Genomic DNA, 23,608 nt, shown 5'->3' with positions numbered 1-23,608 from the left:
AGAGATGGTTGGCAAAACCCTGAATTCCAGACACAAAATCGAGAGACCCCCATGCGCTTCAGCAATGCAATGACTGTATTGGGCCTTGTCGCGGCATTTGCCGCGGCCGGCTATTCTTCCACAGCGATGGCTGCGCCGATTACCGCGCCAAGCTCTTCGGTCGATACGCTGAAGACGTTTGATGGCGACTACGGGGTCACCCAGGATTCCGGCTTCTCGCTTCCTGCTATCCCGATCCAGAAGGTCAAGCCGGAATTCCGCCGCCAGATCATCAGCTATCAGACGACGGAATCGCCGGGCACCATCATCGTCAACACCCGCGAACGTCATCTTTATTACATCCTGCCGGATGGCCAGGCCATGCGCTACGGCATCAGCGTCGGCAAGGCTGGCTTTGCCTGGTCGGGCAACGCCTACGTTGCCTGGAAGCAGGAATGGCCAAATTGGCACCCGCCAAAAGAAATGGCAGAGCGCCGGCCGGAAATCGCCAAGTTCGTCGAAGGTGGCATGAATCCAGGCCTCGAAAACCCGCTCGGCGCCCGTGCAATGTATCTCTACAACGACAAGGGCCAGGACACCCTGTTCCGCCTGCATGGAACGCCAGAATGGGCTTCCATCGGCACGGCAGCATCTTCGGGCTGCATTCGCCTGATCAACCAGGACGTCATCGATCTCTACAGCCGCGTCCTTCCGGGCCATACGACCAAAGTCGTCGTCATCCAGTAGATTTCACATCTCATCGAAATCAGCGGCTGTCGGATAACTTCCGGCAGCCTTTTTTATTGGTATGGAATGGGTAGCACGGCCTCTTTCCGTTTCGCAGCCGGAGTAACCAGACTCACAAAGATCGACGCTCATGGGAAAAACGCCGCTGGCTCAACTCGCTGATTTGCGTGCCTGTTCGCGCACAGATCAAAGCAGCGACTTCAGATCATCCAGCTTGTCGTTGATCAGCCAGCCGTAATAATTCTCTTCAGGCCAGACAGGCTGGCTGGCGCCCCTGTTGCGCGCGGCAAGGGCCGTGGCGCGCTGACGGGAATTTCCGACATTGTAGAGGGTGGCGGTGAGGCCCGGGTTGCCGGAAATATCCATGCCGGCGATCGAGCGGTAGTCGTCTATCGAGCGCCGGGCAGCGGCGGCGACGAAGGCAAGCGAAATATCCGGATCCATGATGGCGTGATAGACATCGCCGGCCTTGCGCTCGTCGAGCTTCGGGATGCCTGATGTCCGCGACACCATATCGGACAGCATCAGCGCCGTCAGTGGGTTGATCTGGCCGAGGCCAAAGGTCTGGCCAGCGTAGAAGGGCTGGAAGAAGACGGCGCTGAAGCGATTGTTGGGAAAAGATTTTCCGTCGACGGTTTTTCCCTTGAAGGCGTCGTTCCAGACATCCTCGCGGCAAGTCCAGAGGCTGTAGGAATCGCTTTTTCCGTTGCACTTGGCGAACTGCGGACGGGCGACGAAATCATCGACGTTCTCGCCATTGTAGGCAAACTTGAAGCTTTCTCCGGCGTAGGAGGCAGCCTTGACGTAGTAGGACTGCAGGCCGTCATACGCATCGACATTATAGGTATGCTCGCCGACGAGTGCCCCGACGACATGGATGGGATCGATGCCATAAGCGCGCGACACAGCTTTGATCTTCGACATCAGCTTGCTGTCGGTTGCCAGCAACTGGCGGACCTTCTGGTACTTGCGATCGAAACTGGAATTGGTGCCCTTGGTGCGGCGAACAGATGCGCCCGGGATGTCAGGTTGCTCGGCATTGCGGTTACCGGGCGGTACAGTCAGGATTCCGGCAGCGCTTGCAGGGATCGAGCCAAGGCTCAGGACGGCAACCAGGAGGGAAATGAGAATGCGTCGCACGATTGGCTGCCCCGTCGAAGGTTCATCGGTCTTTCCGGAGGCGTGGATCACAATCTTGGCCGAATAATGCCAACCCGACGCCGACGCCCCAAGGAAACTGACCATCACCTAAAAAGTTAACGGCCCGGTGTCGAGAGGTTATGGTCGAAAAAACCAGGAATAACGATGGGCTGGCTGAGGAGGTCGAAAGTCTGGCAAACAGAAAGGACGCGACCTGCAGCGTGTCAGATCGCGTCCGTCGTATATTACAAACTGGATATTGATGCGTCCGCATGGCGCTGAGAAGGCGCGACCTTAGTTGCAGACGCGGATCTGTTCGCGGTGCCAGCCGTCGTCATACTGGTTCTGAACCGGGCGGTCCTCGAACCAGCAGCGTGGCTGCGGCGGAGGTGGGGGCGGCGGTGCATAGCCATAACCACCGTCGTTGCCATTGGCCAAAGCGCCGCCGATCAGGCCGCCAAGTACGCCGGCTGCGATGCCACCGGCAATGATGCCGCCATTGTTATTGTGGTGATGGCGCCGCTGCGGGGGTGGCGGGCCACGGTCCCAGCCATCGTCCTGCGGAGGACGGCGGTATTGGGCTTCGGCAGTGCTTGCGGTGCTAAGCGCGCCTCCGGCGACCGACGCCAGGATCAGCATTGATACAACAGTCTTCTTTAACATTGCCACCTCCACGAAGGCTCGGGAACTGGGCCTGAACCCAACGAATCTAAGCCAACTCATAGTGAATAATATATTTCATTTAGCTTAATGGCCGATGAATGCCGCGTTCATCGTGGGCCCCGGTCCCGACACAAGGAGGGGACCGAGGGCAGCGCTGGCGCTACAGGATGTAACGCGACAGATCGGTGTTGGCGGCGAGATCGCCAACGTGTTTCTGAACATAGGCCGCGTCGATAGTGAGCGACGCACCTCCGCGATCAGGTGCGTTGTAGGAGATGTCGTCTAGCACGCGCTCCATCACAGTCTGGAGGCGACGGGCACCGATATTCTCGACCGAAGAGTTCAGGTGGACAGCGACATCCGCCAATGCATCGAGCGCATCATCGGTGAAATCGAGCGAGAAGCCTTCCGTTTCCATCAGCGCCTTGTACTGGCGTATGAGGCTTGCCTCCGTCTCGGTCAGGATGCGGCGCATGTCGTCCTTGCTGAGCGGCTTCAGTTCGACGCGGATCGGCAGGCGACCCTGGAGTTCGGGCAGAAGGTCCGATGGCTTGGAGACATGGAACGCGCCCGAGGCGATAAACAGGATGTGGTCCGTTTTCACAGGTCCGTACTTTGTCGATACGGTGGTGCCTTCGACCAGCGGCAGCAGGTCGCGCTGAACGCCTTCGCGGGACACGCCCGCGCCGATGCCGCCCTCACGGGTAGCGATCTTGTCGATCTCATCGAGGAAGACGATACCGTCGTTCTCGGCAGAGCGCACCGCCTCTCGCTGGACAACCTCATTATCGACCAGCTTGTCGGATTCGTCCCGTATCAGATCGGCGTAGGAAGCCTTGACCGTGGTGCGGACTTTCTTGGTCTTGTTGCCCATGGCCTTGCCGAACATTTCAGACAGGTTGAGGACGCCGATATTGGCGCCGGGCATGCCGGGAATTTCGAAACCGGAACCGGCGGAAGCAGTATCGGCGATTTCGATGTCGATTTCCTTGTCGTCGAGTTCGCCGTCCCGCAGCTTCTTTCGGAAGCTTTCGCGGGTGGCCGGCGAGGCAGTGGCGCCGACGAGAGCGTCGAGCACGCGTTCCTCGGCGCTCATGTGGGCCTTCGATTCCACCTCGGCACGCATCTTCTCGCGCACCAGGCCGATGCCGACCTCGACGAGATCACGGATGATCTGCTCGACGTCGCGGCCGACATAGCCGACTTCGGTGAACTTCGTAGCTTCCACCTTGATGAAGGGCGCACCGGCAAGCTTGGCGAGGCGACGGGAGATTTCCGTCTTGCCGACACCGGTCGGCCCGATCATCAGGATATTCTTCGGCATGACTTCATCGCGCAGGTCGGGCTCCAGCTGCTGGCGACGCCAGCGATTGCGGAGCGCGATTGCGACCGCGCGCTTGGCCTCATGCTGGCCAATAATGTAACGGTCGAGTTCGGAGACGATCTCGCGGGGGGAGAAATTGGTCATTATACTGCTTTCCCATCGGGGCTGGAAACGATCAGGAGAGAAAACTCAGGCGTCGGAATTGATCGATTCAATGACAATGCTGTGGTTGGTGTAGACGCAGATGTCGGCGGCGATATCGAGGGCGCGGCGGGCGATCTCCTCGGCCGATTTGTCCGTGTCCATCAGCGCCCGGGCGGCGGCAAAAGCATAGTTGCCGCCGGAGCCGATAGCGACGGTGCCATGTTCCGGCTCCAGCACGTCGCCGTTGCCGGTCAGCGCCAGGGTGGTGGTCTTGTCGGCGACAAGCATCATCGCTTCGAGATTGCGCAGGTACTTGTCTGTCCGCCAATCCTTGGCAAGTTCGACGGCAGCGCGCATCAGCTGGCCCGGATATTGTTCGAGCTTCTTCTCCAGGCGGTCGAGCAGAGTGAACGCATCGGCTGTGGCACCGGCAAAACCGGCGATCACCTCGCCGTCCTTGCCGATGCGACGGACCTTGCGGGCGTTGCCTTTCATTACAGTCTGGCCGAGGCTGACCTGTCCGTCGCCTGCCATGACCACCTGGTTGCCCTTCCGGACGGTAATAATCGTTGTCATAAAGCACCTGTCTGCCCGATGATCGGGCGGTTTCAGTGGGCCGCGCATCGGCCCTGTTGAAGCCTATGTAAGTGGGCTTCCGGCGATTGCAAATATCACTCCTTTCGGTTCCGGTTCGCCTCGCGTGGCAAAGGCGCGCCCGTCGTGCGGGAACTTCTGGATATTTTCGCATGTGGCTGATATGGACGGCCATTATCCGATGGAGCAGGCCATGGCAGACACCGCAGCCAACCGCACGGCGAGTATTTCCCGCGCGACCAACGAGACCTCGGTTTCGGTCACCGTCAACCTCGACGGTACCGGCAATTCGAAAATCTCGACAGGCGTCGGGTTCTTCGACCATATGCTCGACCAGCTATCGCGCCATTCGCTGATCGACATGGAAATCGAGACCAAAGGCGATCTCCACGTCGACGATCACCATGCTGTCGAGGACACCGGTATTGCCATCGGCCAGGCGATCTCCAAGGCGCTGGGCGACCGGCGGGGCATCGCCCGCTACGCGTCGATTGATCTTGCCATGGACGAGACGATGACCAAGGCCGCCGTCGATCTCTCCGGCCGACCCTTTCTTGTCTGGAACGTGCAGTTCAGTGCGCCGAAGATCGGTAGCTTCGACACAGAGCTAGTGCGCGAGTTTTTCCAGGCATTGGCCCAGAACGCCGGAATCACGTTGCATATTCTCAACCACTACGGCGCCAACAACCATCATATCGCTGAAACCTGCTTCAAGGCCGTGGCCCGTGCCTTGCGGACGGCCACCGAGATCGATCCCCGCCAGGCGGGCCGCGTGCCATCGACCAAGGGCACCCTCGCCTGAACCGGAATTTTAGCGGAGCGCCCCGATGGCGAGTTTTATAGTTCTGACACCCGAGATCGGACCGGGCAGAGATCACGAGAAAACGCGCTTCGTGCGCGATGGCTTTTCGCTGACCGCATTCTTGCTTCCCGGCATCTGGCTGCTCTGCCATCGTTTTTGGCTGCTCGGGATCGGCGCCTTGCTGCTCCAAGGCATCGGGATGGAGTTGCTGCGGACGCCCGCTCTCTGGGCTGCCGGAGTGTCGCTGCTGCTTGCGGTCAGTGTCCTCTCTGCAGTTGAAGGGCGAATGCTGTTTGCCAGCCGCCTTTTGGCCAATGGCTTCGTTGCCGGTGGCCTGGTGTCGGCGCGCAATCTCGCCGAGGCCGAAGATATCTATTTCAGTGGCCTTTCGGAGGAAGTGCCGGAGGATATCCGCGCTGCACGCTGGGATATTCGAGAAAACTCTGCTGGCAATCCCCACAAGGGTGCTGCCCTCGGCCTCATCGGCTACGACGGAGGACGCTGAGCGATGCGCGTTGTCATTATCGACTACGGCTCGGGCAACCTGCGCTCGGCCACCAAGGCCTTCGAGCGCGCTGCCAGGGAAATTGGGATCGATGCCGAGATCGAGTTGACCGACAAGGCCGAGCGGGTCGCCTCTGCCGACAGAATTGTCCTGCCGGGCGTTGGCGCCTACGCCGACTGCCGCCGCGGGCTTGGCGCCGTTGACGGCATGTCCGAAGCGCTCGCGGAAGCCGTCGAGCATAAGGCCCGACCTTTCCTCGGCATCTGCGTCGGCATGCAGCTGATGTCGTCGCGCGGGCTGGAGAAGACGACCACGGAGGGCCTCGGCTGGATCAGGGGCGACGTCGTGGAAATGACGCCATCCGATCCATCGCTGAAAATCCCGCAGATCGGCTGGAACACGCTCGACCTGCGTCGTCCGCATGCGCTGTTCGATGGCATAAAGACGGGGCAGGACGGCCTGCATGCCTATTTCGTGCATTCCTACCACCTGGCAGCGGCTGACGACGGCGACATCATCGCCACCACGAACTACGGCGGCGCGATGACGGCTTTCGTCGGGCGGGACAATATGGTGGGGGCCCAGTTCCACCCTGAGAAGAGCCAGACGCTCGGCCTTACCCTGATTTCCAATTTCCTGCGCTGGCAGCCCTGATGGCGCGCGCCCTGAACGGACCGACACGATGATCCTTTTTCCCGCCATCGACCTCAAGGACGGCCAGTGCGTGCGGCTGAAGCTCGGCGATATGGACCAGGCCACTGTCTATAATCCGGACCCGGCAGCACAGGCAAAGACCTTCCAGGACCAGGGTTTCGAGTGGTTGCACGTGGTCGATCTCAATGGTGCGTTTGCAGGCAAGAGCGTCAATGGCGACGCTGTCGATGCCATTCTCAAGGCGACCCGTAATCCGGTGCAACTCGGCGGCGGCATCCGGACGCTGGAGCATATCGAAAGCTGGCTTTCGCGCGGTCTCGCCCGCGTCATTCTTGGAACCGTTGCCGTGCGCGATCCGGCGCTGGTCATCGAAGCTTGCCGCAAGTTTCCGGGCCAAGTCGCGGTCGGCATCGACGCCAAGGGTGGCAAGGTAGCTGTCGAGGGCTGGGCCGAAGCCTCGGAACTCGGCGTCATAGACCTCGCCCGGAAATTCGAAGGCGCTGGCGTTGCCGCGATCATCTACACGGACATCGACCGCGACGGCATTCTCGCCGGCATCAACTGGCCATCGACACTGGAACTGGCCGGGGCAGTTTCCATCCCCGTGATTGCCTCCGGTGGTCTTGCGTCGATCGACGACATCAGGCGCATGCTGCAACCGGACGCAGCCAGGCTCGAAGGCGCGATTTCCGGCCGAGCGCTCTACGATGGACGGATAGATCCGACCGAAGCCCTCAGGCTGATCAAGGATGCTCGCACCACGGAGGTGGCACTTTGACCCTCAAGGCGCGTATCATCCCATGCCTCGACGTCAAGGACGGACGCGTCGTCAAGGGTGTCAATTTCGTCGACCTGATCGATGCCGGTGATCCCGTCGAAGCCGCCAAGGCCTATGACGCGGCCGGTGCAGACGAACTTTGCTTCCTCGACATCACAGCCTCTTCCGACGGTCGCGATACCATTTTCGATGTCGTAGCCCAGACGGCAGAGCATTGCTTCATGCCGCTCACCGTCGGCGGCGGTGTCCGCGCCGTCTCCGATATTCGCCGGCTACTGCTGGCCGGTGCCGACAAGGTGGCGATCAACTCCGCCGCCGTTGCCAATCCGGATTTCGTCGCCCAAGCCGCAGACAAGTTCGGCAACCAGTGCATCGTCGTCTCCATCGATGCCAAGCGTCGCCGCAGCCAGGGCGTCGGCCAGGATAATATGAGCGCCTGGGAGATCTATACCCATGGCGGGCGCAACGCGACCGGCATCGATGCCGTTGAATTTGCTGCACGCATGGTGGAACGCGGCGCCGGCGAACTGCTGGTAACGTCTATGGACCGGGACGGCACGAAGAGTGGCTACGATCTGGAACTGACGCGGGCGATTGCCGATGCCGTGCGCGTGCCGGTCATTGCATCCGGCGGCGTCGGCACGCTGGACGACCTTGTCGCCGGCGTCACGGAAGGTCACGCCACTGCCGTACTGGCGGCATCGATTTTTCACTTCGGCACCTATTCGATCGGCGAGGCAAAGCGCTATATGTCGCAGCATGGCATCGCCATGCGACTCGACTGACCGGGGGAAACGAGGCGAAATGAGCGGATTTACCCTTTCCGATCTGGAGAAGATCGTCGACCAGCGCTCTCGGGCGGGCGCCGAGGAATCCTGGACTGCCAAGCTCGTTGCAGGAGGCCAGGCAAAGGCTGCCAAGAAGCTCGGCGAGGAAGCGATCGAGGCAGTGATGGCTGCTGTCGTCAACGATCGCGAGAACCTCACCTATGAGGCCGCTGATCTCCTGTACCATCTGATGGTGGTGCTGAAGATCGCCGAGATCCCTCTCGATGACGTTCTAGCCGAGCTTGAAAGACGCACTCTGCAATCCGGCCTCACTGAAAAGGCCGGTCGGCAGAGCTCATGACGTCACTCAGCAAGCCCGCATCTGCGCCCGAACCGCTGGACCATTTTCAGGCCAACGCCTATTCTCCCTATCATTTCTTCTCGTCCGGGGAGTGGGCGAAGTTTCGCGCCGATACGCCGTTGACCCTGACGGCTGACGAAGTCGACAGACTGCGGTCGATGGGCGATCCGATCGACCTCGACGAGGTCCGGCGCATCTATCTGTCCGTATCGCGGCTGCTTTCGGCCCATGTCGAATCTTCGCAAATCCTGTTCGAACAGCGCAATCGCTTTCTCAGCCTCGAAAATGTTGCCAAGACGCCTTTCGTTATCGGCATTGCCGGATCGGTTGCCGTCGGCAAATCGACGACGGCCCGTATCCTGAAGGAACTGCTTCGCCGCTGGCCGTCCAGCCCGAAGGTCGACCTGATCACCACGGACGGATTTCTACACCCCAATGCGGAATTGCAGCGGCGCAACCTGATGCAGCGCAAGGGCTTTCCCGATAGCTACGACACCGGTGCGCTGCTGCGCTTCCTGTCGGCGATCAAGGCAGGTCGGCCCAATGTGGCGGCTCCTTGCTACTCGCATCTGGTCTACGATGTGCTGCCCAATGAATTCAAGATCGTCGACCGTCCGGACATCCTGATCTTCGAAGGCATAAATGTGCTGCAGTCCCGGCATCTGCCGGCCGATGGGAAGATCGTGCCGATGGTGTCGGACTTCTTCGACTTTTCGATCTACATCGACGCGGACGAGAAGCTGGTCCGCAAATGGTACGTGCGACGCTTCATGAAATTGCGTGAAACGGCCTTCCGTGACCCGAACTCGTTTTTCCACCGCTATGCGTCGATCACCGAGGAAGAGGCTCTCCTGACAGCCGAAGGTCTCTGGAAGAACATCAATTTGCGGAACCTGCGACAGAATATCCTGCCGACGCGGCCGCGGGCGGACCTGATCCTGCGCAAGGGTCAGGATCATCTGATCGAACAGGTGGCTCTCCGCAAGCTTTAGCGGTGTCCGGACAATCGCCAATCCGGCGTTCGTCCCGCCAGATATTCCAGCATGTCCAGGCGGCAACAATCGTCGGCACGAGGACGCCGATCAGCGGCAGGCTCCGGACGAGGATATGATTGACCAGCGGGTAGAGCCAGGCGACCCCCAACAAGATGGTCGGTTCGCGACGTTTGCAGAAGAACAGCGCCGCCGCGACGCTCAGCGGTATTGCGTCGTAAACATACCCGTAAGGAGTGGCAACGATTGCCAGAACCGCCGTGAGACAGGCGCGCGTGGCATGATCGACGCGGCGAATTGGCCGCCAAAGCCAACATGCCGCCGCGATGCTGGCAGTGGAAAAGACGGCTTGTACGGCATAGGCAGCGCCGACCCCCAGTCCCAGCGATCGGGAGAGCAGGAAGGACGTCATACCGTTGCTTTGATAGCCTTGCGGGTATGGCGCCTCGAGGATCGCTGTCATCATAGGCCGCGTCTTGGTGAAAAACAGCACCCAGCTTTCCCAGCCGAATACGACACCTGCCATCACGGCCAGAAACGAGGCGGTCACGGCTGCGGCGACGATGGAGCGGTAGTTTCCGCTTGCCAGCAGGCAGAACGGCACCAACAGCCCGATTTGGGGCTTCACTGTCAGCAGACCGAGCAGAATGCCCGCAATGACAGGCCGAGACGGCGCGAATAACAATCCGGATAGCAGCAAGGCAGCGGTTAGCGCGCCGTTTTGACCAAATATCACGTTCATCACAGCGGCTGGAGATATGATGACTAGAAGGCGCACCCATAGTGGAAGTGAGAGCATTTGCAGGGAGGCGAACAGCAGCAACAATGTTGCAAATGTCCAGACGAGATAGGCGGGCAGCAGCGGTAAGCCGGCAAGCGGCAGACCCAACAGCAGGAAGGACGGCGGGTAACTCCATTCCTGGTCCGGCATGAACGGCGATATCAAGGCTCTCAAGTCATGCCGATAAATATCGACATTGAAGAGATCGGCAACCTGTCCCCTGAGCGCCAAGACAGCACCACCCCAGAGATTGGTGAAATCCCAGTACGGTAATTTCTGCGAAACCTCGGAGAGGCCGTGCGTGTCGATCGTCCATAAAAGGAAAAGTTGTCGGACACCGAGATACAGGCCTAAGACCACGACATACACGGCGAGTCCCCGCGCAAATGCATGTCTGTCAGCCATGTCGACGTCCCCGGTTTTCCGGCAAACTATGGCTTCACGCGTCTTAATGTCAGGTTTATGCGACCGCCGCTCTTGAGCAGCGTTGAGGTTACCGGGTAGATCCGGTCGACACCGTGGAAGCAGAGCCTGCCTTCTCCACCCAGCACGACGATATCGCCGCTGGCAAGCTTGATGGACGAAGTCTTGTCCGTCCTGACGGTGCCGCCGATGCGGAAGAGACAGCTGTTGCCGAGCGAGATGGAGACGACGGGTGCGCCCATATTCTGCTCGTCCTTATCCTGATGAAGGCCCATCTTGGCGTCGTCGGCATAAAAATTGACAAGGCAGGCTTCCGGTGGCTTTTCATAGCCCGCCACCTCGACCCACAGCGCCAGCAGAGACTCCGGGATTGACGGCCATGGCCGGCCGTTTTCCGGATGGGTCGATTGATACCGATAGCCCCGCTGCTTGTCCGTGACCCAGCCGAGCGGGCCGCAGTTCGTCATGCGCACCGACATCGGCTTGCCGGTGCCGGGCATGGCCGGAACGAATAGCGGCGCCTCGGCGACAACAGCGCGGATCTGCTCGACCAGCGCCTCCTGCGCAGTGCGATCGAGATAGCCTGGCAGATGACGAATTCCGTTCAACAGCATCATGGTCGGTGCTCCGCGATCATCCTGACAGTGATTTGGGGTGACGAATGCCGACAAACAGTGCTCAATCGCTGCCGTCGGATTTTCCGCGCAATTTCTTGACCTCGGAGCGCCCGGATTTCGCCTTCAACCGGCGCTCGACGGATCCCTTGGTAGGCCGGGTCTTGCGACGGGGCGGCGGAGGCGGCAGCGCCGCCTCGAGGATCAGTTCCTTCAGCCGGTCGCGGGCATCCTCCCTGTTGCGGTCCTGGCTCCGGAAACGGCTTGCCTCGATCATCAGCACGCCGTCCTTCGACAGCCGCCGGCCAGCCAGCTTGATGGCATTCGCCTTGACACGCTCGTTCAGCGACGGCGAGTTGACGAGGGTGAAGAACAGCTGAACAGCAGTCGACACCTTGTTGACGTTTTGGCCGCCGGGACCACCGGCAAGAACGAACTGTTCCGTCAGTTCCCAGCCGGCGATGGTGATCCGGTCGTTGATGTAAAGTGCGTCGCTGGCCATTGGTCTCTCCAGGCCCGTCTATCCCATATTGCCGGACGCTTGAAAACAGGGGAGCGCGCAAAAGCCAAACCCGGCGGAAAGACCGCCGGGTTTCACGTGAATCATCTAATACGGATGCCTATTCGGCGGCAACCCGCATGCCCGGTGCTGCGTCGCGCACTCCCCCATCGACATGTTGCTCGAACTTCGTGAAGTTGGTGACGAACATCTGCACGAGCTTGCTGGCCTGGGCATCATAGGCTGCAGGATCGGCCCAAGTGGAGCGCGGATCGAGGATATCACCATCCACACCCGCGACAGCTACCGGCACGGCAAAACCGAAGTTAGGATCGATGCGGAACTCAGCCTTGTCCAGGTCGCCCTTCAGTGCAGCAGCGAGCAGCGCCCGTGTTGCCTTGATGGGCATGCGGCGGCCGGTGCCGTAGGCGCCACCTGTCCAGCCGGTGTTGACCAACCAGCAGTCGACGCCATGACGGCCAATCAGCTCTTTCAGGAGATTGCCGTATTCGGCCGGATGACGCGGCATGAACGGGGCGCCAAAACAGGTCGAGAAAGTAGCTTCCGGCTCGGTGACGCCCTTTTCGGTTCCTGCGACCTTGGCGGTGTAGCCGGACAGGAAGTGATACATTGCCTGATCGGGTGTCAGCCGGGCAATCGGGGGCATGACGCCAAATGCGTCGGCGGTTAGCATGATAATCGTCTGAGGGTGGCCGGTCATGCCGCTTTCCGAGGCATTCGGGATGAAGTGCAGGGGATAGGCACTGCGGGTGTTTTCCGTCAGCGAGCCATCGTCGAGGTCGGGCACGCCCTCTGCATTGAGCACGACATTTTCCAGAACCGTGCCAAACCGGCGCGTGGTGGCGTAGATCTCAGGCTCTGCTTCTGCCGACAACCGGATGGTCTTGGCATAGCAGCCGCCTTCAAAATTGAAGATACCATTTTCGCCCCAGCCATGTTCATCATCGCCGATCAGCGTACGGCTGGGATCGGCAGACAACGTGGTCTTGCCGGTGCCCGACAGCCCGAAGAAGACAGCGGCGTCTCCATCTGGACCGACATTTGCCGAGCAATGCATCGGCATGACGTGGCGGGCCGGCAAGAGATAGTTCAGCACCGTGAAGACGGCCTTCTTCATTTCGCCAGCGTAGGACGTGCCGCCAATCAGCACCATGCCCCTGTTGAAGTCGCAAGCGATCACGGTTTCCGTCCGGCAACCATGGCGTTCCGGATCTGCGCGAAAACTGGGCAGGTCGATGATCGTCAGCTTGGGCACCAAGTTTGCCAAAGTCGCCCTATCCGGCCGGATCAGCAGATTGCGAATGAACAGCGAATGCCAGGCAAATTCGGTGATCACGCGCGATGGCAGCGCGTAGTCGACATCGGCGCCGCCGACCAGGTCCTGCACGAACAGGGACAACCCGCCGGCATGGGCAAGCATGTCCTGATGCAACTGCGCAAAGTGCGCCGGCGACATTGGCTTGTTGTTGTCCCACCAGATCTGGTCCTCCGTGGTTTCGTCGCGGACCACGAATTTGTCTTTTGGGGAACGGCCGGTGTGCTGGCCTGTCAGCGCACGAAGCGCACCGTGGGCGGTCAATTCGGCCTCGCCGCGTCGAATCGCCTCTTCGTAAAGCTGAGCTTCGGGCAGATTGTATCGAACGCTGGCGACGCTGCCCAATCCGATTGTTTCCAGACCGACTGCCGGGTTGTGGTCTCCAAAAACTTGCATCGCCATTTCATCCCCTGTTCCGACAATCGCCATTGAATGATGACAGCCTTAAGAGCAAAAAGTTGGAGACGCAAGAGAGAAAAATCTTAAAAGATCAATGTTTTCAAACATTTAATCGATTTAAATTTCTGTCGCAATATTTAAATCGTTTGAATTTTGTCGATTGGTAATTTTATTGCCACAACTTTTGGTACCTGCGAATGTCGTGGAAAATATCGGCCCTTTATCTTTGCCACAATTTGTTCCACCTTTATCCTCCATAAGCGCGCCTGGTTGAGGCCGATCAGTTCGGCAGACCGCCTGGGTCGGGGTCCAATTCCGGGAGATGCGCTTAGATGACGGAGACCAACAGCATGCTGACAATCGCGCTCGTAGACGACGACCGCAATATCCTCACCTCGGTCTCCATCGCTCTGGAAGCCGAAGGATACAAGGTCGAGACCTACACGGACGGGGCTTCCGCTCTTGACGGGCTTCTGGCGCGGCCGCCGCAGCTGGCGATCTTCGATATCAAGATGCCGCGCATGGACGGCATGGAGCTTCTTCGTCGCCTTCGTCAGAAATCCGACATCCCGGTCATCTTCCTCACCTCGAAGGACGAGGAAATCGATGAGTTGTTCGGCCTCAAGATGGGCGCCGACGACTTCATCACCAAGCCTTTCTCGCAGCGCCTGCTGGTGGAACGCGTAAAAGCAGTCCTGCGACGCGCCTCCAACCGCGAGGCTTCGGCGACAGCCGGCAACAGCGGTGGCACACCGAAAGCCGGCGCCGTGCTGCAGGCACGTTCGCTCGAGCGCGGCCAGCTGGTCATGGATCAGGAACGCCATACCTGCACCTGGAAGGGTGAACCGGTCACGCTGACCGTGACGGAATTCCTGATCCTGCACTCGCTTGCGCAGCGCCCCGGCGTGGTCAAGAGTCGCGATGCGCTGATGGATGCTGCCTATGACGAACAGGTCTATGTCGACGACCGGACAATCGACAGCCACATCAAGCGGCTGCGCAAGAAATTCAAGATGGTCGACACGGATTTCGATATGATTGAAACGCTCTACGGAGTCGGATATCGCTTCCGCGAAGCTGCCTGAGGCTGAAGCTTCGATGGCGGATACGTATGGGGTGAGCTGGTGGAAATACCGGCCACGCCCTTCGAAAGGGCCGCGGCGTGGCACAGCTTGTGCAGCATAGGGATACGGAAGAGGCGGAAGGACAGGCCGGCAGTCGCTGGACGCATCCGTTCACGCTCATCCGCCGCATTTTCGGCAACGCGGTTTTTTCCAGCCTCACCCGCCGCATCCTGTTCTTCAACCTTGCGGCGCTCATCGTGCTGGTTGGCGGCATTCTCTATCTCAACCAGTTTCGCGAGGGCCTGATCGATGCCCGCGTCGAAAGCCTTTTGACGCAAGGCGAAATCATCGCCGGCGCAGTCTCCGCATCCGCCTCGGTCGACACCAACTCGATCACCATCGATCCGGAAAAGCTACTCGAGCTGCAGGCCGGCCAGAGCATCACGCCGGCGCCCAACGACGATGACCTGGAGTTCCCGATCGATCCGGAAAAGGTAGCACCGGTGCTGCGGAGGCTTATTTCGCCGACCCGTACAAGGGCTCGCATTTTCGATGCCGATGCCAACCTGCTGCTGGATTCGCGTCATCTCTATTCGCGCGGCCAGGTATTGCGCTACGATCTGCCGCCGGTCGACGACGAAGTCCAGAGCTGGTCGGACTGGTTCAGCGGGCTTCTCAACAAGATGCTGCAACCGGCCAACCTGCCGGTCTACAAGGAAGCCCCCGGCGGCGACGGTTCCATCTATCCCGAGGTGATGAACGCACTCACCGGTGTGCGTGGCGCAGTTGTCCGCAGCACGGAAAAGGGCGAGCTGATCGTTTCCGTCGCCGTCCCTGTGCAGCGCGCCCGCGCCGTGCTTGGCGTTCTGCTTCTGTCCACCCAGGCCGGCGATATCGACAAGATCGTACATGCCGAGCGCCTCGCTATCATGCGCGTCTTCGGCGTCGCGACGCTGGTCAATGTGGCGCTGTCGCTGCTGCTGTCATCGACGATCGCCAATCCGCTACGGCGACTGTCGGCTGCGGCCATCCGGGTGCGCAGAGGCTCGAAAGTGCGCGAGGAAATCCCTGATTTTTCCGCTCGTCAGGACGAAATAGGCAATCTGTCGATTGCGCTCAGGGAAATGACAACTGCCCTCTATGACCGCATCGACGCCATCGAAAGCTTCGCGGCCGATGTCAGCCACGAGCTCAAGAACCCGCTGACGTCGCTGCGTAGCGCCGTCGAAACTTTGCCGCTCGCACGCAACGACGATTCCAAGAAGCGGTTGATGGATGTCATCCAGCACGATGTCCGGCGGCTCGATCGCCTGATCAGCGACATCTCCGACGCGTCGCGGCTGGATGCCGAACTGGCGCGCAGCGATGCCGAGCAGATCGACATGGAAGTCCTGCTGCGTGACATGGTGGATCTGTCGCAGCAGGTGCGCCACAGCAAGAAGGCCGTGGAGATCGACTACGTCATCGACCGCAAGCCGGGCGCAAAAACACGCTTCCTCATCAACGGCCACGAACTGCGCATCAGCCAGATCATCACCAACCTGATCGAAAATGCCCGGTCGTTCGTCCCGGCGGACGGCGGCAGGATCGCCGTGCGACTGTCACGGACGCGCACACGCTGCCTGGTGCACATCGAAGACAACGGTCCCGGCATCCAGGCAGAAGACATCGACAGGATTTTCGAGCGTTTCTACACCGACAGACCTGAAGCCGAAGGATTCGGACAGAATTCCGGGCTCGGCCTGTCGATCAGCCGGCAGATTGCCGAGGCGCATAACGGTTCGCTGAGGGCGGAAAACATCATCGATGCCGACACCGGCAAATCGCGCGGCGCTCGCTTTATCCTGTCCCTCCCCGCCGAGGCCAGTGCCTGATGCAAAAGGCAGTCAACATCCACGGCACCGCTATCGTGGTCGGCGCGACCGGGCTGCTCTTTCTCGGACCCTCCGGCATTGGAAAATCGACCCTCGCCTTTTCCTGTCTCGCATCGGCCAGACAGCTGGGACTGTCGTCGGCGCTGGTCGCTGACGATCGCGTGCTTGTCTCGCGTCGCGACCGCAGCGTCGTTGCCGAATGTCCACCGTCCATCGCCGGGCTCATCGAGATCCGGGGGACCGGGATCCTACGGATCGGCAGCGTCCTTTCCAACCAGATGCATTTCGCAGTGTTGCCTGTCGACCTTGCGACCGCCGAAAGGCTTCCGCCGGAAGGTGCCAAGATCGAGGTCTCCAAGGGCATTGTTTTGCCTGCGATCCACCTTTCAAAAACCAGTATCAATCCGCTTGCCATCATCATGGCGATGCATCCGCATTACTTCTGATGGCGGCAACTCGAGCAAAGGATGAGGGCCAATCTCTGCATTTTACGCTTGCACTTCGGCTTTTCATGGCCAAGATGTCCCCCCACCGGTGGACGCGATTGCTGCGTTGCGATAAGGGCCACCTGTTTGCTTATGCGATGGGAGCAGTAATATCATGATCGGACTTGTGCTTGTCACACATGGCAAGCTGGCTGAAGAGTTTCGTCATGCCGTCGAGCATGTCGTTGGTCCGCAGAAATTCATCGAAACCGTCTCCATCGGCCCGGAAGACGATATGGATCGCCGGAGACAGGACATCATCCAGGCCGTCGCCGGTGCCGATGACGGCCACGGAGTGATCATCCTCACAGATATGTTTGGCGGCACGCCCTCCAATCTGGCGATCTCGGTGATGAACAGCGGCCACACGGAAGTCATTGCCGGCGTCAACCTCCCGATGCTGATAAAACTGGCTGGCGTGCGCGGCGAAAACAATATGGAAAAGGCGCTGGTCGAAGCATCGGAAGCCGGACGGAAATATATCAATGTGGCCAGCCGCGTCTTGAGCGGCAAGTGACGGAACGGCTATCTCTCCCATGACATCGCATTCCCGCGAACTGCTCATCATCAATAAACGTGGCCTGCATGCCCGCGCCTCGGCAAAATTTGTCCAGACCGTCGAAGCCTTCGATGCCGCCATCACGGTGTCCAGGGACGGAACGACGGTGGGCGGCAATTCGATCATGGGCCTGATGATGCTTGCTGCAAGCCCAGGCTGCAGCGTGCTGGTGACCGCCAGCGGAAACCAGGCGGAAGAAGCACTGAACGCCCTAGATGCCCTGATTGCCAACAAATTTGGCGAGGAAATGTAAACCGTAAATCATATAAAGACATAAAGACTTCTTTATATGCTAGTTGCATTTTGCCGTCCGGCCTGCTAGACGGGGTCACTGTCGGCGCGACTGCGCCCCAAAAATCCCCCATGCATTCCGTCGCCGAAAGTCGGTGGTCCGGGTGCCCTGTCCAGGCTGGAGAATTCAATGACCACTGACAAGGACTACGTTGTCGCAGATATCGCGCTTGCCGACTTTGGTCGCAAGGAAATCGACATCGCCGAAACCGAAATGCCGGGACTGATGTCCTGCCGTGAGGAATTCGGCCCGACGCAGCCGCTTAAGGGCGCGCGCATCACCGGTTCGCTTCACATGACCATCCAGACGGCCGTGCTGATCGAAACGCTGGTCAAGCTGGGTGCCGACGTGCGCTGGGCTTCCTGCAACATCTTCTCGACCCAGGACCATGCTGCAGCCGCGATTGCCGCCTCGGGCGTTCCAGTTTTTGCCATCAAGGGCGAGTCCCTTGAAGACTACTGGACCTACACCGACCGGATCTTCCAGTGGGCCGACGGTGGCTTTTCCAACATGATCCTCGACGATGGCGGCGATGCCACCATGTACATCCTTCTCGGCGCCCGCGCCGAAGCTGGCGAAGATGTGCTGTCGACGCCGACCTCCGAGGAAGAGGTCATCCTCATGGCACAGATCAAGAAGCGCATGGCCGCTTCGCCCGGCTGGTTCACCAAGCAGCGCGATGCCATCAAGGGCGTTACCGAAGAAACTACCACGGGCGTTCATCGCCTCTACGAACTCAGCCAGAAGGGCCTGCTGCCCTTCCCGGCCATCAACGTCAACGACAGCGTCACCAAGTCGAAGTTCGACAACAAGTATGGCTGCAAGGAATCGCTCGTAGACGGTATCCGCCGCGGTACCGACGTGATGATGGCCGGCAAGGTTGCCGTTGTCTGCGGTTACGGTGACGTCGGCAAGGGTTCGGCCGCTTCGCTGCTCGGCGCTGGCGCCCGCGTCAAGGTCACAGAAGTCGACCCAATCTGCGCCCTGCAGGCTGCCATGGACGGTTTTGAAGTCGTTACGCTCGAAGACGTCGTCTCTTCGGCCGACATCTTCATCACCACTACCGGCAACAAGGATGTCATCCGCATCGAGCACATGCGCGAGATGAAGGACATGGCAATTGTCGGCAACATCGGCCATTTCGACAACGAAATTCAGGTTGCCTCGCTGAAGAACCTGAAGTGGACGAACATCAAGCCGCAGGTCGACATGATCGAGTTCCCCAAGGGTAATCGTATGATCCTGCTGTCGGAAGGCCGTCTTCTGAACCTCGGCAACGCCACCGGCCATCCTTCTTTCGTGATGTCCGCATCGTTCACCAACCAGACGCTGGCCCAGATCGAACTGTTCACCAAGCCTGGCGAGTACAAGAACGATGTGTACGTTCTGCCAAAGCACCTCGACGAAAAGGTTGCCCGCCTCCATCTCGCCAAGCTCGGCGTCAAGCTGACCGAACTTTCGACGGAGCAGGCTGCCTATATCGGCGTCCCGGCTCAGGGCCCCTTCAAGGCTGACCACTACAGGTACTAACTTTAGCCTCTATATCCACAACATCTTGTGGCCGCAGCATTGACAAATGCTGCGGCTTCTTTTTTGGGCAGGAGTCTTTTCGCGGAATCGTTAAAACTGTATCCTTTTGGGACTTGATTCGCATTGAACCGAGCTTCGGGACCCTGCGAAATTGGGATGTCTTGTCGAGATACGGCACATTACAGGACGGAGACAGACCGCTGATGGAAATGAACGAAAGCCTGCCAGAGCAGGCTGACGCGCGACCCTGCGGTCCAGGCTTGCCAAGGCAAGACGGAATACAGGCGGCTGATTGCAATCGCCAGCGCGCGCCGCGTAAATCGTCGCGCTTCGTCGCCATCCTTTCCTTCCTTGCTTCCGGTACTGCCCTTGCGTCACTCGCAGGCCCGGCGCTTGCCCAGGCGCAGATGCCGGCAGCGGCCAGATTGTTCACATCGTCGGAAATAGTCACCTTCTCCGTGGTGATCGGCGTCGTCTCCGCCGCTCTGCTGTCGACGCTGTGGCTCGTCCGCCAGCGTGGCAACCTCGAGACAGAAAGCCGCGAGATCCGCACAGCCCTGTCGGACGCCAACCAGCGCATTTCACGATACCAAGCGCTGATCGCCGACAAGAACCGCCGCATCGTCATCTGGGACGGCCCCAACACGCGGCCGGAACTGCTGGGCCAGCTCCCTATCGAGACCGGCGCGCCGCAAGACAACGAGTTTCTCGCATTCGGTCGCTGGATGAAATCCTGGTCCGCCGGCGATCTCGACAAGGCGATCGACAAGCTGCGCAGCAGCGGCCAAGGCTTCGACCTGGTGGTCGAAACCAACCGCGACGAAATACTCGAAGCGCAAGGCCGGATCTCCGGCGGGCGCGCCTTCGTCCGCTTTGTCGCGCTCAATAACCTCCGTGCCGAACTGGCTGAAATCAAGATCGAGCGGGACCGATTGCTGACGTCGATCTCGGCCTTCCAGAACCTGCTCGACGCCATCGATCTTCCCGTCTGGCAGCGTGATCCCGATGGCAAGTTGACCTGGGTCAACCATGCCTATGGCGAAGCCGTGGAAGCCGTTTCGCCTGAGGAAGCGATCCGCGAGGGTCGTGAATTCCTGAGCACCATTGCCCGCGAACGCATCCGCGCCTCCGCAACGCCCGACTCGCCTTTCCACGACAAGATTTCGACTGTCGTCCGCGGCAACCGCACGTTTTTCGACGTGGTCGACGTACGCGCCCGCAGTGGTTCCGCCGGCATGGCAATCGATGTGTCTGAGACTGAGGCTGTGCGCGCCGAGCTACAGCGGACGCTGAAAAGCCATGCCGAAACGCTCGACCATCTCGCGACACCTGTCGCCATCTTCGACGGCAACCGCCGTCTGCAATTCTACAACCAGGCCTTCGTGCAGCTCTGGGAACTCGATATCTCCTTCCTGGAATCGAAGCCTGACAACAGCGAACTGCTGGACCGGCTGCGCGCTGCCAAAAAGCTGCCCGAGCCGCTGAACTGGAAGACCTGGAAGGAAAGCGTGCTTTCCGTCTACCGGGCGCTGGATACGCAATCCGACCTCTGGCATCTTCCGAACGGCCAGATCCTGCGCGTTTTCGCGACCGCGCATCCCCAGGGTGGCGCCACTTGGGTGTTCGAAAACCTTACCGAGCAAGTCGATCTCGAAACCCGTTATAATACGCTCGTCAAGGTCCAGGGCGAGACCATCGACCACCTTTCGGAAGGTGTGGCGGTGTTCGGGCCCGACGGTCGCATGCGGCTGTCCAACCCGGCGTTCCGCGCGCTATGGGGCATCAGCGAGACTGAAGCCAAGCCCGGAACCCATATCCGCATGGTGGCCGATGCCTGCCTCGCCTCCTATGACAAGCCGGATGGCTGGAAATCCTTTGCCGAACAGATCACCAGCTTCAACGACGAACGGCCTTCTTCGCAAGGGACGCTTGAGCTATTCTCCGGACTGGTGCTCGACTACGCAGTGACACCGCTGCCGAATGCCCAGACGATGCTGACTTTCGTCAATATGACAGACAGCGTCCGCGCCGAGCGCGCCTTGACGGAAAAGAACGAGGCGCTGCGCAAGGCAGACGAACTCAAGAACGACTTCGTCCAGCACGTGTCCTACGAACTGCGCTCGCCACTGACCAACATCATCGGCTTCACCGATCTCCTGAAGACGCCGGGTATCGGGCCGCTCAGCGAGCGGCAGGCCGAGTATATCGACCATATCGCCACATCTTCTTCGGTGCTGCTGACGCTCGTCAACGACATTCTCGATCTGGCGACCGTCGATGCAGGTATCATGCGGCTCAATTGCAGCAATATCCTTCTCGATGACCTTCTGGATGACGTCTCGCTGCAAATCGCGGACAGGCTGCAGGAGAGTGGCGTCACGCTGGAAATCATTGTTCCGGCACAGCTCGGCAGTGTCGTTGCCGACCAGCAGCGCCTGAAACAGATTTTGCTGAAGCTTCTCAACAACGCCGCCAATTTTGCACCGGAAGGTTCGGTCATTTCGCTGAAATGCCATCGTGACGGCACCGATTTCCTGTTTTCCGTTGCCGATCAAGGCCCGGGTATCCCGGAAGACGTGATGGGAACGGTGTTCAAGCGCTTCGCGTCCAACGGCAAGGGCGGAAAGCGCAGCGGCGCCGGTCTCGGACTGTCGATCGTCGAAAGCTTCGTCAGCCTGCACAGCGGACAGGTTTCCATCGACAGCCAGCCCGGCAAGGGAACTATCGTGCGCTGCCGCATTCCCTCTGCCGACGTTCCGCAATCGATTGCCGCTGCCGAGTGACGTCCATGGACGCCCCGATCTCGGTCTTTCTGCAAGATGACGCGGCGACACGCCAACTCGGCGAAGATCTGGCGCTCGCGCTTACGGCGGGCGACTGCCTGGCGCTGAGCGGCGATCTTGGAGCAGGCAAATCGGCGCTCGCCCGCGCCTTTCTGCGGGCGATGGCCGACGACGGGGGCCTCGAAGTGCCAAGCCCGACGTTCACGCTTGTCCAGTCCTATGCGCTGCGCATTGCGGTTTCGCATTTCGATCTCTATCGTCTGGGCGATCCGACGGAACTCGTGGAACTGGGTTTCGACGAGGCGCTCGATACCGGTATCTGCCTGGTCGAATGGCCGGAAATGGCGGAGACGGAATTACCTGCAAGTCGTATTACGCTTCGCCTCGAGACCGAAGGCCAAGGGCGCCGCGCGACTATATCGGCACCGTCAGGCCAGGCAGCCCGCATCCGGCGCGTGTTGGATATCCGCTCGTTTCTCGACGAGAGCGGGCTTGCAGGCGCAGAACGTCGCTTCCTGACAGGCGATGCGTCTATGCGCGCTTATGAATCGATATACCCTGCCGACGGGGGCAAGCGCATCATCCTGATGGACTGGCCACGCCGTCCGGAGGGACCCCCGGTGCTGGACGGCAAACCTTACCCCAAGGTCGCGCACCTTGCCGAAGACGCTTATCCCTTCGTGGCGATCGCGGGCATGCTGCGGGACAACGGTTTCGCCACGCCGGAAATCTATCATGTCGACTACGAGCAAGGCATTCTGCTGATCGAGGACCTCGGCACCGATGGTGTTCTCGATGCGGACGGCAGGCCGATTGCGGAGCGCTACCGCGCCGGCGTCGCCTGCCTGGCACAGCTGCACAGGCTTATCCTGCCCCGCGATATCGTGGTGACTTCAGATCATGTCCACCATATTCCGGATTTCGACCGTACGGCGATGGGCATGGAAGCCCGCCTGCTGCTCGACTGGTACCTGCCATGGAAACGCGGCGAAGCTGCCAGCGACACGGAACGCGCAGAATACCTGGCAATCTGGGACGATCTCATCGACCAGCTCGCCGCCTCGGAAAAGAGCCTGCTGCTGCGCGACCTGCATTCCCCGAACATCATCTGGCGTGGCGAGGACGTCGGCATTGGCCGCATCGGACTGATCGACTTCCAGGACGCAATGATCGGGCCGACGGCCTATGACCTGGCATCTCTCGTACAGGACGCCCGCGTCACCATCGAGCGGCCGCTGTTCGAGCAGCTGATGGGTGACTACCTGGCGCTCCGTCGCGCTCAACCAGGCTTCGACGAGCCGTTATTCCTGAAAAGCTGGGCTATCATGTCGGCGCAGCGCAACTGCAAGCTGGCCGGACTGTGGGTCAGGTTGAAGCAGCGGGATGGAAAGCCGGGCTATCTCCAGCATATGCCGCGTACCCTCACCTACCTGCAGGCTGCATTCGAGCACGAAACGCTTGCCCCCTTGCGCGATTGGTGCGCAAGGGCTGGTATAGGCGCAGGCGAATCATAAATACC

24 protein-coding genes are annotated in these 23,608 nt (G+C 60.0%); 16 read left to right on the top strand and 8 right to left on the bottom strand.

What is annotated here, in order from left to right:
* Window positions 1-51 precede the first annotated feature (51 nt).
* The gene (locus PR017_RS15845; protein WP_111222166.1) at window positions 52-726 is read left to right on the top strand and encodes a L,D-transpeptidase; all 675 of its coding nucleotides are present in this window, start codon (window positions 52-54) and stop codon (window positions 724-726) included.
* Between the two features lie 186 nt (window positions 727-912).
* On the opposite strand, the gene PR017_RS15840 is transcribed toward PR017_RS15845, so the two are convergent.
* The 4 genes from PR017_RS15840 to hslV all read right to left on the bottom strand — a co-directional run bounded on the left by PR017_RS15840 (window position 913) and on the right by hslV (window position 4,573).
* Window positions 913-1,866, bottom strand: coding sequence for a DUF1402 family protein (locus PR017_RS15840; RefSeq protein ID WP_111222191.1), 954 nt, complete (start codon window positions 1,864-1,866; stop codon window positions 913-915).
* A 294-nt stretch (window positions 1,867-2,160) separates the two neighbouring features.
* Entirely contained in the window at window positions 2,161-2,529 is a 369-nt protein-coding gene (locus PR017_RS15835; RefSeq protein WP_111222165.1) for a hypothetical protein, read from the bottom strand.
* A gap of 160 nt (window positions 2,530-2,689) precedes the next feature.
* The gene (hslU, locus tag PR017_RS15830; RefSeq protein WP_111222164.1) at window positions 2,690-3,997 is read right to left on the bottom strand and encodes an ATP-dependent protease ATPase subunit HslU; all 1,308 of its coding nucleotides are present in this window, start codon (window positions 3,995-3,997) and stop codon (window positions 2,690-2,692) included.
* Window positions 3,998-4,042: 45 nt separating this feature from the next.
* Window positions 4,043-4,573: an ATP-dependent protease subunit HslV gene (gene hslV, locus PR017_RS15825; RefSeq protein WP_111222163.1), complete on the bottom strand. Its 531-nt coding sequence runs from the start codon at window positions 4,571-4,573 to the stop codon at window positions 4,043-4,045.
* A gap of 211 nt (window positions 4,574-4,784) precedes the next feature.
* On the opposite strand from hslV, the gene hisB reads away from it, so the two are divergent.
* From hisB to coaA, 7 genes are read left to right on the top strand one after another with little or no spacing between them, the layout of a single operon-like run.
* Complete coding sequence (gene hisB / locus PR017_RS15820; protein WP_111222190.1) at window positions 4,785-5,393, top strand: imidazoleglycerol-phosphate dehydratase HisB; 609 nt, start codon at window positions 4,785-4,787, stop codon at window positions 5,391-5,393.
* Between the two features lie 25 nt (window positions 5,394-5,418).
* A complete protein-coding gene (locus tag PR017_RS15815; RefSeq protein ID WP_111222162.1) occupies window positions 5,419-5,898 on the top strand; it encodes a DUF2628 domain-containing protein in 480 nt (159 codons plus the stop codon).
* A gap of 3 nt (window positions 5,899-5,901) precedes the next feature.
* A complete protein-coding gene (gene hisH / locus PR017_RS15810) occupies window positions 5,902-6,552 on the top strand; it encodes an imidazole glycerol phosphate synthase subunit HisH (RefSeq protein ID WP_111222161.1) in 651 nt (216 codons plus the stop codon).
* 28 nt (window positions 6,553-6,580) lie between these two features.
* A complete protein-coding gene (gene hisA, locus PR017_RS15805) occupies window positions 6,581-7,330 on the top strand; it encodes a 1-(5-phosphoribosyl)-5-[(5-phosphoribosylamino)methylideneamino]imidazole-4-carboxamide isomerase (protein WP_111222160.1) in 750 nt (249 codons plus the stop codon).
* A complete protein-coding gene (hisF, locus tag PR017_RS15800; RefSeq protein ID WP_111222159.1) occupies window positions 7,327-8,115 on the top strand; it encodes an imidazole glycerol phosphate synthase subunit HisF in 789 nt (262 codons plus the stop codon). Before hisA ends, hisF begins: the two co-directional genes overlap by 4 nt.
* 19 nt (window positions 8,116-8,134) lie before the next feature.
* Window positions 8,135-8,458: a phosphoribosyl-ATP diphosphatase gene (locus tag PR017_RS15795; protein ID WP_111222158.1), complete on the top strand. Its 324-nt coding sequence runs from the start codon at window positions 8,135-8,137 to the stop codon at window positions 8,456-8,458.
* Window positions 8,455-9,450: a type I pantothenate kinase gene (coaA, locus tag PR017_RS15790; RefSeq protein ID WP_111222157.1), complete on the top strand. Its 996-nt coding sequence runs from the start codon at window positions 8,455-8,457 to the stop codon at window positions 9,448-9,450. The genes PR017_RS15795 and coaA overlap by 4 nt, the downstream gene beginning before the upstream one ends.
* Here the strand turns inward: coaA and PR017_RS15785 are convergent.
* From PR017_RS15785 to PR017_RS15770, 4 genes are all read right to left on the bottom strand, one after another.
* A complete protein-coding gene (locus tag PR017_RS15785; protein ID WP_111222156.1) occupies window positions 9,338-10,636 on the bottom strand; it encodes a glycosyltransferase family 87 protein in 1,299 nt (432 codons plus the stop codon). The two genes, coaA and PR017_RS15785, sit on opposite strands and share 113 nt — an antisense overlap.
* 26 nt (window positions 10,637-10,662) lie before the next feature.
* Window positions 10,663-11,271 (bottom strand): alpha-ketoglutarate-dependent dioxygenase AlkB family protein, encoded by a 609-nt coding sequence (locus PR017_RS15780; RefSeq protein ID WP_111222155.1) that lies wholly within the window; start codon window positions 11,269-11,271, stop codon window positions 10,663-10,665.
* A gap of 61 nt (window positions 11,272-11,332) precedes the next feature.
* Window positions 11,333-11,770: an alternative ribosome rescue aminoacyl-tRNA hydrolase ArfB gene (arfB, locus tag PR017_RS15775; RefSeq protein ID WP_111222154.1), complete on the bottom strand. Its 438-nt coding sequence runs from the start codon at window positions 11,768-11,770 to the stop codon at window positions 11,333-11,335.
* Window positions 11,771-11,888: 118 nt separating this feature from the next.
* Window positions 11,889-13,499: a phosphoenolpyruvate carboxykinase gene (locus PR017_RS15770; RefSeq protein ID WP_111222153.1), complete on the bottom strand. Its 1,611-nt coding sequence runs from the start codon at window positions 13,497-13,499 to the stop codon at window positions 11,889-11,891.
* A gap of 353 nt (window positions 13,500-13,852) precedes the next feature.
* Here PR017_RS15770 and PR017_RS15765 point away from each other — a divergent pair, with 353 nt between their 5' ends.
* From PR017_RS15765 to tsaE, 8 genes are all read left to right on the top strand, one after another.
* Entirely contained in the window at window positions 13,853-14,587 is a 735-nt protein-coding gene (locus PR017_RS15765) for a response regulator transcription factor (protein WP_202617211.1), read from the top strand.
* Between the two features lie 77 nt (window positions 14,588-14,664).
* Window positions 14,665-16,440 carry a sensor histidine kinase gene (locus PR017_RS15760; protein ID WP_111222151.1) on the top strand — a complete coding sequence of 592 codons (1,776 nt, stop codon included), beginning with the start codon at window positions 14,665-14,667 and terminating at the stop codon, window positions 16,438-16,440.
* Entirely contained in the window at window positions 16,440-16,886 is a 447-nt protein-coding gene (locus PR017_RS15755) for an HPr kinase/phosphorylase (protein ID WP_164498260.1), read from the top strand. The genes PR017_RS15760 and PR017_RS15755 overlap by 1 nt, the downstream gene beginning before the upstream one ends.
* Window positions 16,887-17,040: 154 nt before the next feature.
* On the top strand, window positions 17,041-17,442 hold the full coding sequence (locus PR017_RS15750; protein ID WP_111222149.1) for a PTS sugar transporter subunit IIA: 402 nt from the start codon (window positions 17,041-17,043) through the stop codon (window positions 17,440-17,442).
* 19 nt (window positions 17,443-17,461) lie between these two features.
* Complete coding sequence (locus tag PR017_RS15745; RefSeq protein ID WP_111222148.1) at window positions 17,462-17,737, top strand: HPr family phosphocarrier protein; 276 nt, start codon at window positions 17,462-17,464, stop codon at window positions 17,735-17,737.
* 168 nt (window positions 17,738-17,905) lie between these two features.
* Complete coding sequence (gene ahcY, locus PR017_RS15740; protein ID WP_111222147.1) at window positions 17,906-19,306, top strand: adenosylhomocysteinase; 1,401 nt, start codon at window positions 17,906-17,908, stop codon at window positions 19,304-19,306.
* A 200-nt stretch (window positions 19,307-19,506) separates the two neighbouring features.
* Window positions 19,507-22,089: a PAS domain-containing sensor histidine kinase gene (locus tag PR017_RS15735; RefSeq protein WP_206423222.1), complete on the top strand. Its 2,583-nt coding sequence runs from the start codon at window positions 19,507-19,509 to the stop codon at window positions 22,087-22,089.
* Window positions 22,090-22,094: 5 nt separating this feature from the next.
* Window positions 22,095-23,603, top strand: coding sequence for a tRNA (adenosine(37)-N6)-threonylcarbamoyltransferase complex ATPase subunit type 1 TsaE (gene tsaE, locus PR017_RS15730; RefSeq protein ID WP_425070004.1), 1,509 nt, complete (start codon window positions 22,095-22,097; stop codon window positions 23,601-23,603).
* Window positions 23,604-23,608: the final 5 nt, after the last annotated feature.

The organism is Rhizobium tumorigenes, assembly GCF_003240565.2.
GTDB lineage: Bacteria > Pseudomonadota > Alphaproteobacteria > Rhizobiales > Rhizobiaceae > Rhizobium > Rhizobium tumorigenes.
This window is presented reverse-complemented; position numbering and strand designations above follow the sequence as displayed.